Below are 12327 nucleotides of genomic sequence, written 5' to 3' on the forward strand. Positions count from 1 at the left end.
GAATACATGCGAAAAAATAGAGGCATCCGCACAACAGTTCGATTAAATATCGAAACAGCAGACGAAGACCGGGACACTTTTTCCATAGCAAACGCCTCATCCATAATAGATAGCAAAACACGCAGGTGTCTTTCAATTGCGGGATCTGATTGCTCTGGAGGCGCCGGCATCCAAGCTGATTTAAAAACGTTTGCGTCATTTGGGTGTTATGGAATGACAGTCGTTACTGCGGTTACTGCGCAAAACAGCGTTGGTGTGGCAGATACTTTTGCTATTCCACCAGACGTTATAATTGCTCAGCTTAGTTCGATATTTAGCGACGCTCTTCCAACTAGTATAAAAGTTGGCATGTTGTTTTCGGAAGAAATAGTCTCCGCAGTCTCTGAATTTCTCAAAAAAAACGCGCACGGCATACCGATTGTGGTTGACCCCGTAATGGTTGCAAAAAGCGGACATTTTTTGCTCGCCCCAAAAGCAACCATTGCGTTAAAAAACGAACTCATCCCCCTTGCAACAATTGTTACCCCCAACCTATGCGAAGCCGCTGCATTAGTTGGCATTGAAGACATTCGTTTTTCTGATCAACGAGAATTGGAAAATTACGCAAAATCCATCCTATCGCTAGGAGCAAAGTCAGTTTTTCTTAAAGGAGGACACAGCGCGAACGAGACCAACTCAGACGATTTTTTTATAGACTCGGTTGGAAATAGCGTCTGGATGAACGCCGCCAGAATAACGTCTAAAAATACACATGGAACCGGGTGTACTCTTTCATCAGCAATAGCCGCATCCATAGCCTCTGGGCATTCTGTTACCGAAGCGTGCTCAAACGCAAAAAACTATGTTCTAAAAGCAATAGACTCTGCAAGAAGCTCGACCGTTTGGAAAGGACATGGCCCGGTAGACCATTTTTTCTGGATGAGCCGCACGACGACTTCGTCTAGCCGCCGCTCTCTATCGCAGGCCTCAAAAACCAACCGTTAGCACTAAGAATCGCCTTTTTCTAAATCATTTTTACAACGTCTCCTAGCCACAAACCCAAAAGACAAAATTAACCCTAGTCCACCTCTTTACCTGTTGCGCCTTATCGCTAAACACCATATTTCCCCTCACACAAACTCACTTACCCCTTACACCTATTGTTAGAAAAAAGAAAATAAAGAGATAACCATTGACAAAAAATTTCCCGCAAATAGCCGCTCAAACATAACAATTGGCACTATCATCACATATTTCAGCTATCGAGCCTCCAATAAAATAAAATAAAAACAAACCAACATCGCTCAAAAAACCTCAAAAGAGCGCAACCAAATTACAGCTCACAAGTAAAACAAGCTATTAAAAGGTCTATCTATACGCAATAAACATAAATGCAAAAAGCGCGACCTATAAAAAACAACAAATTAAACATTTTGCAAAACAGCAAAATCACGCCTCTTCCATTTTTTTCTTCAAGCTCGCATATTTCCTGTGAAGGGCGGACCTTTCCATACCTATGACGTTAGCTGCGCTGGAGATATTTCCGCTAAAAGCTGCTATCTGAGCTCTTATATACCTATACTCAAATACCGCCCTAGCCTTGGCTATTGGCATAGATAATAAATCAATAACTTGGGCACTTCCAGATTTATCGCTAAACATTTCCGCTGTTGACCTTACTTCGAAAGGTAAGTCATCAACAGATATTTCGTCTCTAGACCTGATATATGCAGATAAAACAGCATACGATACACTATTTATTAATGAATAAAAATTACCAGGCCAACTGAAAATACTAAGAGCCATTATGGCAGAAGAAGAAAAGGAAATATCTCCTATGCCTATTTTTTTAGTATAGTTATCTGCGATATGCTTTGCAAAAGACGGGATTAACGAGCCCATCTCTCTTAGAGGAACAGTCTTTATCACGAATGACGACAATTTGTCATAAAGATCTCTTCTAAACGTTCTGCTTATCAAACGCTCCTCCAGCTTGCGCCCATCTGCGGCGCATATCACCCTAATTTTATTACCTCCAGGCAAGGCCCCTCTTTTTTCAAGAAAATCCAGGAATGAGTCCTGAGCCTTTTGCGAAAAGTGCTCTACGCCGCAGGCAACCAACGTACCTCCAGGCTCTGGCTCTTTTTTCAATATATTGTTCATCGCGTCGCTATCTGACGCAGCGCTAAAAAAACAAATTCGTTTAGATTTTCTCGATGAGTTGTTATGCACAGCTCTAGCTATTTCTTTTTTAGCTGTTCCAACCTCGCCCAAAATCAATACCCTAGAATCTATGGCCGCAGCCTTACTAATTTCCTCTTTCACGCAACCAATCGGTTTTGAATCTTCTAAAAAAACAAAGGACAAATCGTAAAGATCTTTCTCTACAAATTCCTCCGTTTTTTCCTTGCGCAATCTACCGACCTCTATAACCCTTTTTATGGACATCAAAAGTTTGTCAACATCAAACGGCTTCTCTATGAAATCGTAAGCACCTTTTTTTATTGCCCGCACCGCCATGTCGAACGTACCATGCCCGCTCATCACTATTATCGGCACATCGCGATATTCCCTGATTATTGTATCGAGAAAATGCACTCCATCCCACGAATCTTTTCCAAACCAAACATCCAACAACACCACAGAAAAACCGAACGACAACAATTTTTCCGCCGCTTCTGGAGAAAAAGCATATTGAACCTCATACCCTTCATCCTCCAGAATTCCCTTCAGTGAAAGGCAAATCTGTTTTTCATCGTCTATTATAAGAACACGATCTTTATTGCTGCTCATTGAATAGAAAAGCTCGCTTCAACCAGATCTCCCTAGCAAATCATATCAAACATCTTTACATTGCGGAATGCAGCGCGTTTACCAGTACATCGTAATACGCTCCAAAGACCGCATAAATAACCCAAATTTATGCCATCGCCACCAAAATTTGTCTCAAAAAATTCGCCAAACCTATTTTTTATTGTCTTTTTTATAGCTATGCCGCACATTACGAAAATTCTTTTTCACGGTTTTTTTATAAACCTTTCCATTCGTAAAAAACTGAAGATCTTCGTCCTCTATAACTAACACTACTTGGAATTTTCTATAAAAATTTAAGTCAATCACATTCGACATAGTAGTTGAGAGGTCTTTTGGGCTGCGACCCCATGCTAGCACGCAAGGGTTAAGATAAAATATTTGAGCGCGCAATATCTGTTTGTTTCTGTCGCGAATTTTGGAAGAAAATTTTTCTATGTCCAACGAGTAACGCATCGCACACAAGCAATACGTATGAAATAATTTCTAAAACACGTTGCGAAATATTATAAAAAAAAAGGCGGCCAAAGACCGCCCTGATTTACGACAAAATTCTTGTATATCCCATCATTTTAGTCCCTTTTTACCAGACGGCAATCGCAATGTCATGTTCCTAGTTTCTTTAGAGCTTGGCCTATAAACTAGAAGAAGAACGCTAGTTTGTTGTCGTTCTTTTGCTTCTTTCAAAAGCTCAACAAATTGCGCTGTAGATTGCACTTCTATTTGCCCCACTTGAAGTATGACGTCTCCAGGCATAAAGTCATCTAACTCGCTTTTACTTTGATCTATATCTGTGATAACAACTCCATCCCCGTTCCTCTTTTTAACGGTCAGCCCAAGAATCTTCTTCGCCTCAGCTTCCGGGCCTATGACAGCGCCATTGTTTCTTCCAAAATCTGACCGCTCAAGATCTGCTACAGTGACATCTATGCGAATGATCTTTTTATTCCTCCAAACAGAAAGCCTAATCTTGTCACCGTCTTTAAGCTGGCTGACTATATCTCTAAAATGACGGAGATTTTCTATCGGCTTATCGTTAAGAGATAAAATGACGTCTCCCGGCTTTATTCCGGCCTTTTGTGCTGGACCGTCAGGGCAAACACCATCTATAAGTGCTCCTTTAAGATCTGGAAGCCCAATACTTTTTGCCATATCCTCCGAGAATTGCCTATTTAAAATAACCCCGATCCAGCCCCTTTTTACAAATCCATACTTTTTAAGCTGGTCAACAACTCTTTTTGCAACATTCGATGGTATAGCAAATCCTATGCCTACGCTTCCTCCGTTTTCTCCAGCAGTAAGTATGGAGACATTTATCCCTATGATTTCGCCATTTACATCTATCAGAGGTCCTCCAGAATTTCCTCTGTTTATAGCCGCATCAGTTTGTATAACAGAGTCAAGGTGGGTAGCCTCTCCGCTTTGCATAACAGAGTTTTGGTCTGTCTTGGAAATAATTCCAACGCTAGCAGAGACGCCTATTCCAAACGGGTTTCCTATCGCTATACACCACTGTCCGACTTTCAAAGTTCCAGAATCTCCAAACTTCATGTATTTAAGCGGCTTTTGCGGCGAGACTTTCAGAAGAGCTATATCGCAACGAGGATCAAACCCAACAATTTCGGCCTTCATCTCTAAACCAGACTCGAGAGTGACTGTAATTTCTCCGCCATTTTGTTCTGCGCACATTTTTATGACATGATAGTTCGTTACTATATCTCCGTCCGCGCTTATTATTGCGCCAGATCCAAGAGAGGTCACTTTAACGGGCTTTCCACCTTCTTTCATCAGTTTCCCACCTGGAAATAGTTCTTCGAACAAGTGCTTCATTTCGTCTGGAATGTCCATATTAGGGATTTGCCGTGACTCTTGTTTGCGCACCGTAACCGCTATGTTCACAACAGCTCCGATGTTTTTCGAAATCACATTTGAAAATCCGTTTCTAAATCCACACTGGCACTTTACACTTTCTTCTTCGGTTGACGAGGACGCTTTTTTAAGAAAACCTGTCGCCAAAACCACCCTATCTTTCGGTTTTACAGTGTGAGCTACGCCACCACACAGCGCAACCGCCGTTAAAACGGCCATTAAATGCTTGCTCATGAAATCCATTTGCCAATCGTCTTTACTTTCATAATAAAATTACTAACTATTTATTGTCAAATTTTTTCATAAAACCAATAACCGTTAAATCTGCTTATAATAAAATTCTCTTTTTTCATCATATTTTTCTTATTTATAAACCGGATTTTCTTAAAAATTTTTTATTCCGAACCTATTAATGAGGCAATTTTTCATTTTTTACAGCACTATCCATGATATTCAAATTTTATACTCTATCGAACAACTTCGCGATATCGACCGTTGAAAGCATAAAATAAGCTGGACGCCCATGGTTACAACGATACGAATTTTGCGTAGATTCAATAGACCGCAAAAGGGCATCCATTTCCTCTATAGAAAGTTTTCGTCCAAATTTCACGCTATTTTTGCAAGTAACGTTTGCTAAAATTTTGTGAATACACGACAGCACCCACTCTGCAATTTCTGTTTCTTTATCCCGTTGTACAAGCGCATCTAAAATATCTATCAACACTTGCTTTACATCGCACCCCATAAACACCTCAGGGAAAGAGCTCAATTTAACAGCATTTTTTCCATGTTCAACAGCGCAAGAAAACCCGCTGCTTTCAAGCTGTCCCGCAAAAGACGCTGCTGCGATTGCCTCAGCAGATGACAGGTCGATTTCCATAGGGACAAAAAGAGTTCTTACAGCTCCAGAACTTTCTCCCCAAATTTTTTTTGCTCTTTCATAACAAACCCTTTCGTGCGCAGCATGCTGATCGACAATAACAATACCATTTTCGTTACGCGCCACTATGTATGAGTTATCTATCTGACACACCGCCTTTCCAAGGTGAAAAGTGGCGCCTTGTTCCAGTACTTCACAATGCTCACGATCTCCGAGGTCTTCTTGTGGATCTACACTACCCTGTAAATTTCTCGCGATACCAGCTCCTAACGCTTCCGATGGTGAATCTGACTCCATAACAACACTTCCGCAACCATCGCGACGAAGACTATTAAATAGAAACAACCTCTGTTTGTCCTCATGTAAAGGCAACCACCTTTCGTCATTGTTCTTTATATGCAAACCAGTCGCAACACCATCGCTTGACTCCGCAACTGCAGACCTTCCGAGCCATCTATCTGGCACAGATCTGTTCGCTCTACACTCATACAACGCCTTTTTTACTACACTCACAATAAATCCACGCAAATCCACAGAATTTTTGAATCTCACCTCTGTCTTAGCGGGATGAACATTAACGTCAACAAAATCCAACGGAACTCGCAATTGCACTATAGCCATTGGATATCTGTCTTTCGCAATCAGGTCCGAATAGGCTGCTTTGATAATAGCGCATAGGAACTTATCTTTAACCGGCCTGTCATTAACAAATAGAAACACTCTTTCGGAACTAGCCCTCGTTACATTTGGAGAGCCTAGCCATCCAGAAACTTGAAACTCCCCGGCGCTCTCCTCTATCTCTATTGCCGAGTCACAAAATTCTTGACCGAATATCTTTGCTATACGCGACGACCTCATATTTTCCGCGGAATCTACTTTTGGGTATTTTACAAATTTTTTCCCATAGCTTACACTCCAAGACACATCTGCAAAAGAAATCACCGCGCTTTCAAGAACAGACAATATGCCCGCCCTCTCTCCATCGTCTGACCTTAAAAACCGAAGCCTTGCAGGCGTTGAAAAAAACAAATCTCTTATTTCCACTTTTGTTCCTTGCGCCCTTTGCGCCGGTTCTATAGATATTATTTCGCCCCCCTCAGCAAGCAAGCTCCACGCATGCGGCTCGCTTTTATGCTTTGTAGTTATATGAACACGCGCTGACGCGCAGATCGCGGCAAGAGCCTCTCCCCTAAAGCCAAAAGTGGATATATTAAAAAGGTCATATTCTTGAAGCTTTGACGTTGCATGCCGCTTTGTACACAGCAAAAGATCCTCTTTGCTCATGCCTGCCCCATCATCTTCTACACAAATCAAACTTTTGCCGCCATGATCAAACCAAACACGAACCTCGCTGGCCCCTGCATCAATAGAGTTTTCTACAAGCTCCTTCACAGCTGACGCAGGTCGCTCTATTACCTCTCCTGCAGAAATTTGGTTTATCTCATGCTGTTGAAGAACCCTGATTATATTCACGAAAAAATCCATCAGAATTTACTTAAAATTTGCATAAAATTTTATTTATAGTCAAGGCAACTCTTACGCGGTAAATCTAAAAAGAGCATTGGTTCATCAGAAAAATTCTGTAACACGTTTACAGCAAGAATTATAAATCAGGCAGAATATAAGTTTGCACAATATCTATAAATTTGCTAAATAGTCGGGCAAAAAGTACAATTTAACATCTGTTGTTGAAAAGCGCTTAGCGCCGTGTATTAGCATGCCTGAAAACCGTTCTATCATAAGGATAAAAGATATCGATATAGGAAATTCGCTGCCCATAGTTCTCATAGCAGGACCCTGTATGTTGGAAAGCCGCGACCTTGGGCTTGAAACGGCCGAGTTTTTATGCAATATGGCAGATAAACTTGGGATAAGCCTTATCTACAAAGCCTCTTTTGACAAAGCCAACAGGTCCAGCATAAATGGTGTACGAGGAGTTGGCATCGATGAAGCTATGGATATTTTCATAGAAATCAAAGCTCGGTTTCCATGTAAAATAGTCACAGACATACATGAATCGCACCAAAGCAAAATCGTGGCCGAAGTAGTAGATTTAATTCAGATTCCAGCAATGCTGTGCAGGCAAACAGATCTTGTGGTAAGCGCCGCAAAAACTGGGCTTCCGATCAATATAAAAAAGGGACAGTTTATGTCTCCGACAGAAATGAGAAACATCGTAGACAAAGCTAGACAATCTGGTTCAGAAAACGTAATGCTCTGCGAGAGAGGTACCTTTTTTGGGTACAACAACCTCGTAAGCGACATGCGGTCACTTCCTATAATGTCTTCCTTCGGCTGTCCTGTCATATTTGACGCGACGCATTCCATACAAAAGCCAGGGGCTGGAATATGCGAGAGCGGAGGGGAAAGGTGGTTCGCGGAAACTCTTTCCAGAGCGGCAATAGCTGTCGGTGTCGCTGGACTTTTCGTTGAAACTCACCCAAGACCAGAAAAAGCTCTCAGCGATGGTGCCTGCGTAATTCCTATGCACAGTTTGGAAAAATTTGTATCCGCAATGCAGAAGCTAGACAGCGCTTCAAAAAAAATTGCTTACCAAAGTTTTTCATATCAACAACTTAGTTAGGCCAAAGCGCAGCTCCTGACAAAATTTTGCCAAGTTTCTGCGCTTTTGTACTTATCTTTTTTGTACTATTGATTTTTTGATTTCTCTTTTTCCTGTTTTTCGAGCTCCTTTTTCATCATAGCCTTCAAAAAATTCAAGGCTTTTGTTAGTTCTAAAGTTTTTTTCTCTGAATAGCCTTCCATAACGTCGCTCATAGCCTCTCTCAAATCGTTTATATGTGTGGCCAATTCTTTGCTTTGCAGCTTTTGGGCCTGCTCCAATGTATTAGCGCAGTCCTGTATCAATAAATCAGGATTATTTGCTTTAATTTGATTTTGGACCTGAGCCGAAAGTTTTTGTCTATCTCCACTTTTCTGTTGGCCTTTTTGGTATTGCGCATATTGCGCGCCAGAATTTTGTCTGTATTCCCTCTCGTTATTAGAAATCCATTTTTCTTTCCATTGTTTCCCCATCGCTAAGTCTTCTTTTATGTTTTCTTCGATATTAAGAATTTTCTTTGCTTTTTTGATCCCTTCTTCTGCTCTTTCCATCATGTCAAATCTTGTTTTAACATCATTTTCTTGAATAGAAGCCTCTTGCAAATGCTGCTCTATTTGTCTGAGTATTTCTTCTAATTTCTTGTCGTTTTGCGGATTTTTCAAATTTTCTGTAAAACTAACTACGCTAGGGATTAAGATATGCTCAAAAATCATCATCAGGTTGTTATATTGATTTTCAACTTCAGAAACTATATCGATAGACGCTTTTTTCTCCGCTTCCTTAGCGAGTATATTAAAGGTTTTTACTATATCTGCCAGTTTATTTCTCGCCTCAGGTATATCAAAATATGAGAGAAAAATCGACATTCTATCTGATATCTCGATGGAATGAGCAATATAATCCAGCAAAGCAGCTTTAAGAGCGCCGTCTTCGTCCATTTCCTGGATAAGGCGGTATGATTGGGAGGACGCCTCGCACCATTTTTCCCCTATCTGCGTATGGAGTCTGTTTAAAGCTTCATACGCGCGCCTAGCGTAATTGGTTTGTTTATCCTGGAACTGCTGCTTAGATTGATGGTGGCTTATAACGTCTGGTTTTTGTTCTAGATCGTCCTGATTATGTATTTCGTCGACGATACCAAGCCCCTTCTTTGCCTCTGAAATTGCGTCATTTAGCTCTTTTGTGAAAACTTTTATCTTTTCTGCATCTTGCGATCCAAATGAAGATACAAGTTTGTCCGTTATCGCTCTGATAACTATTTTTGCAGCACTTTTATCTTCTAAAAATCCTAGGATTCCTTCAGCGTAGTCGATAACCTTTTCAGCATTTTCCATAGCTTGCTGCGTATTAACATGTTCCTGCATATCGTATGGCGCTCTTTTTTCTTGTTGCCGCGCTTGAAAAATCCTTTCTTCATCGTAATATCGTTGTTTGTCGCTTGGAAACTGTTGTTTCATCTGATTTTGATGATCGCTCTCCAAGGCTTCTCTAGCTACCTGTGTAAGAGTCATAAGATTTTCAGTAAGCGCTTGAATTTGGTCTTGGTCTTTTTCATTAATCGCTGCAATTAAATCTTCTATAGTTTTTTCTATTTTTATTACCTCGTCCGAACCCTTTGGAAGCGCTTCTTCAACCATTCTAGCTTGAACAACTATAGGGTTTATTATTTCTAATTGTTGATTATATAATTCTATATATTGATCCTCGTTTTGCGGAAATTTTTCTTGTAGCTTCTTAAGTTTAGCATAAGACTCCTCAAAATTTTGCATCTGCACACCGCGTTTATCCTGAGGTTGCTGCCTTTGTCTTCTGCTGACATCATGTCCATACGGTACTTGTTTCTTTTTGTTAGCGGTTGATGGTCGAAGCATTTTGTCATTATTTTCTGATTTTGCTTCTTCTTGTTCATACAATATTCTCAATCTGTTTTCTATTTCTGATATAAGTTTTTTTATAATAGTAATTTTATTATAATTTGACGGATTTTTTAACTCTTGTAGTTTTTTTCCTTGCAATACAAGTTTCCCCTTTGCCTCGCGTAATTGTTTTACATTCGCGGCAGTTCTAAGCATGTTTTCTGCAACTGCGATATCTTCGTCTACACCAGAAAAAGCAGGAGCGCCTGATGTTAATGCAAGAAAAAATAAGAATAAAAATGTTTTGTTCATAACAGTATAAAAATTAATTATCTCATGTCTTATTATATATCCCAAATCTAAAACAATATGATAACAAATACCTAAGATTTTATTAATAATCTAAATTCTATAAGACTGCCTGCGACAAAATATCCCACAGATCTCCCGTCAAGATGACAGCTATTCAGTACAGCAATAGCCCTCTTAACTCTAGAAAAAGTTTGATACCACGAAAGAACAACCGTCGGACGCATGCCAGTGAATATTTGATTTAAGTCAAATTTGTTACGCCACCAAATCATAATGGCGCTTTCTAAAAGAAAAACATTTTCAACCAGCACCTCTATATCAGCAAACGAATAACTTCCCAAAACAATGTTATCAATGGCGGTAATAGAATCTCGCATACGGTCAAACTCTCCGCTTTCCAACATACGAAGGGCAGCACCTATTCTTCCAGACGTATACTCAAATAGCTTAGAAGAAGCATGTGTAGCCATATCTTGCATATATTGGTCGCAATCTCTCAAAATTTCTTTTTTGCAAAGGGATTTAAAGACAGATTGAAAAACTCCTATATCTGAAATTCCATTCAAGGTTTTTAAACAGCAGCGCGACATTATAGTAGGAATAACCGCGGAAGATTTGTCTGCTGTTATAAGAAATAGAGTATTAGCGAACGGTTCTTCGAGAATTTTTAGTAAGTTATTAGCGCTATGATTGCTTAGCATTTGCGCTTTGCAAATGATAACAACCCTATATCCTCCATAAAAAGCAGTTTTGTTCAGAGCGTCTATAATTCTCCTAACAGAGTCGACTATCACCGACTCTTGTTCAGCTGATAAAAAGAAAAGGTCTGGATGACACAAACTAGATATTTGAGAAATGGCTCTATTAAGCGTAAATTTTTCCATCTGCGCCTTGCTTATGTCCGAGCGCATACCCGACTCTGTTTCTTTATTAATATTTTTGAAAAATTTTCTATATTCTTCGCACAACGCCATTCTGGCTATTTGAAAACAGAGAGTTCGTTTACCAATTCCATCATCTCCAACAAAAAGCCACGCATGGGGAATTTTTCCAGAATCTAACATTGAACCAAATTCTGACATTTCTTTTTCAAATCCAAAACAAAAAAAGTGTTGGTGAGGCTCTTTCATATTCAGCGTTTTTTCGAGCTATACACAGCATATACGATCATTCCAACACCAATCGCGAATAGCGGAGCTGAATACGCCTGCCCAAGCGTTACAGACTTCGCAAAGCTACACACCTCTTCCGGCTCTCTAAAATATTCCACTACCCACCTAAAAACGCCATACCCGAAAAAGAAAATACCAGATAATGCAAAATTTTTTCTTGCAAATCCCCTAAAAATAGAAAAATAATTAATAATCACAAACAAAAGAGCCCCCTCCAGCAGCGCCTCATATATTTGGCTTGGATGGCGCGGGATAAGGTCTATTTTTGGAAACACAACCCCCCAAGAAACATCCGTCGACCTTCCATATAACTCTTGATTTACAAAGTTAGCAACGCGCCCGAAAAACAATCCTATAGGGGCTCCACACGAAATACAGTCAGCCATTCTTGCTATATCGACCTTTTGCAGCGCACAGTATATAAAAAGCGCAACCACAACACCCAGCAAACCTCCATGAAACGACATCCCCCCATTCCAGAGTTTTAATATCTCTGACATATGAGAAAAATAATACGATGGATAATAAAGCAACACATTGCCCACACGTCCACCGATTACGACGCCAAGTATACCGTATGTCACAAACTGATCTATATTATCCCTACTAAGCCCGAATAACCCGCTTATTCTCCTGCAGTATATCCAGGCAAAAGATATGCCAACGCTATATGATATCCCATACCAGCTCACGGGCCATGAGCCTATGTAAAAAGCGACAGGGTTAAGCGAATCTAAATTCATAATAGCAGCTCAATTTATCGATCGTACAGACGAATTCTATCCACAAAATAATGTGCAGTAAACGAGCGCATCCCTTCATGCGTAAAATGGATTCTCGTATATCTTACTGTGGTTTCCAGAAATCAACTCTCTTTAGTCA

The 12327-nt window shown here is 40.2% G+C and carries 9 protein-coding genes; 2 read left to right on the top strand and 7 right to left on the bottom strand.

All coding sequences use genetic code 11. The features are described 5' to 3' along the window. The first annotated feature begins 6 nt into the window (after nt 1-6). A complete protein-coding gene (thiD, locus tag HYD_RS02695; protein ID WP_236864688.1) occupies nt 7-984 on the top strand; it encodes a bifunctional hydroxymethylpyrimidine kinase/phosphomethylpyrimidine kinase in 978 nt (325 codons plus the stop codon). Nucleotides 985-1428: 444 nt separating this feature from the next. On the opposite strand, the gene HYD_RS02700 is transcribed toward thiD, so the two are convergent. From HYD_RS02700 to mutL, 4 genes are all read right to left on the bottom strand, one after another. After that, entirely contained in the window at nt 1429-2772 is a 1344-nt protein-coding gene (locus HYD_RS02700; protein WP_236864689.1) for a sigma-54-dependent transcriptional regulator, read from the bottom strand. A gap of 171 nt (nt 2773-2943) precedes the next feature. Next, on the bottom strand, nt 2944-3246 hold the full coding sequence (locus HYD_RS02705) for a hypothetical protein (protein WP_236864690.1): 303 nt from the start codon (nt 3244-3246) through the stop codon (nt 2944-2946). Between the two features lie 111 nt (nt 3247-3357). After that, a complete protein-coding gene (locus HYD_RS02710; RefSeq protein WP_236864692.1) occupies nt 3358-4893 on the bottom strand; it encodes a trypsin-like peptidase domain-containing protein in 1536 nt (511 codons plus the stop codon). A gap of 226 nt (nt 4894-5119) precedes the next feature. Further along, on the bottom strand, nt 5120-7015 hold the full coding sequence (gene mutL, locus HYD_RS02715) for a DNA mismatch repair endonuclease MutL (protein ID WP_236864694.1): 1896 nt from the start codon (nt 7013-7015) through the stop codon (nt 5120-5122). Between the two features lie 244 nt (nt 7016-7259). Between mutL and kdsA the strand changes: the two genes are divergently transcribed. Further along, nucleotides 7260-8126: a 3-deoxy-8-phosphooctulonate synthase gene (kdsA, locus tag HYD_RS02720; protein ID WP_236864696.1), complete on the top strand. Its 867-nt coding sequence runs from the start codon at nt 7260-7262 to the stop codon at nt 8124-8126. Nucleotides 8127-8191: 65 nt separating this feature from the next. Here the strand turns inward: kdsA and HYD_RS02725 are convergent, their stop codons facing one another. The 3 genes from HYD_RS02725 to lgt form a co-directional block, all read right to left on the bottom strand. Continuing rightward, the gene (locus tag HYD_RS02725; RefSeq protein ID WP_236864698.1) at nt 8192-10273 is read right to left on the bottom strand and encodes a hypothetical protein; all 2082 of its coding nucleotides are present in this window, start codon (nt 10271-10273) and stop codon (nt 8192-8194) included. Between the two features lie 71 nt (nt 10274-10344). Beyond that, nucleotides 10345-11337 carry a hypothetical protein gene (locus HYD_RS02730; protein ID WP_236864700.1) on the bottom strand — a complete coding sequence of 331 codons (993 nt, stop codon included), beginning with the start codon at nt 11335-11337 and terminating at the stop codon, nt 10345-10347. A gap of 68 nt (nt 11338-11405) precedes the next feature. After that, nucleotides 11406-12188, bottom strand: coding sequence for a prolipoprotein diacylglyceryl transferase (gene lgt, locus HYD_RS02735; RefSeq protein ID WP_236864702.1), 783 nt, complete (start codon nt 12186-12188; stop codon nt 11406-11408). Between the last annotated feature and the right edge of the window lie 139 nt (nt 12189-12327).

The sequence above is a fragment of the Candidatus Hydrogenosomobacter endosymbioticus genome, from assembly GCF_021654655.1.
Taxonomy (GTDB): Bacteria; Pseudomonadota; Alphaproteobacteria; order Holosporales; family GW7; genus Hydrogenosomobacter; species Hydrogenosomobacter endosymbioticus.

Coding starts and splice junctions, on each gene's coding strand:
- lgt (WP_236864702.1), bottom strand. CDS start 12,188: ATGAATTTAGATTCGCTTAACCCTGTCGCTTTTTACATAGGCTCATGG.
- HYD_RS02725 (WP_236864698.1), bottom strand. CDS start 10,273: ATGAACAAAACATTTTTATTCTTATTTTTTCTTGCATTAACATCAGGC.
- thiD (WP_236864688.1), top strand. CDS start 7: ATGCGAAAAAATAGAGGCATCCGCACAACAGTTCGATTAAATATCGAA.
- HYD_RS02710 (WP_236864692.1), bottom strand. CDS start 4,893: ATGAGCAAGCATTTAATGGCCGTTTTAACGGCGGTTGCGCTGTGTGGT.
- HYD_RS02705 (WP_236864690.1), bottom strand. CDS start 3,246: ATGCGTTACTCGTTGGACATAGAAAAATTTTCTTCCAAAATTCGCGAC.
- HYD_RS02730 (WP_236864700.1), bottom strand. CDS start 11,337: ATGTTAGATTCTGGAAAAATTCCCCATGCGTGGCTTTTTGTTGGAGAT.
- HYD_RS02700 (WP_236864689.1), bottom strand. CDS start 2,772: ATGAGCAGCAATAAAGATCGTGTTCTTATAATAGACGATGAAAAACAG.
- kdsA (WP_236864696.1), top strand. CDS start 7,260: ATGCCTGAAAACCGTTCTATCATAAGGATAAAAGATATCGATATAGGA.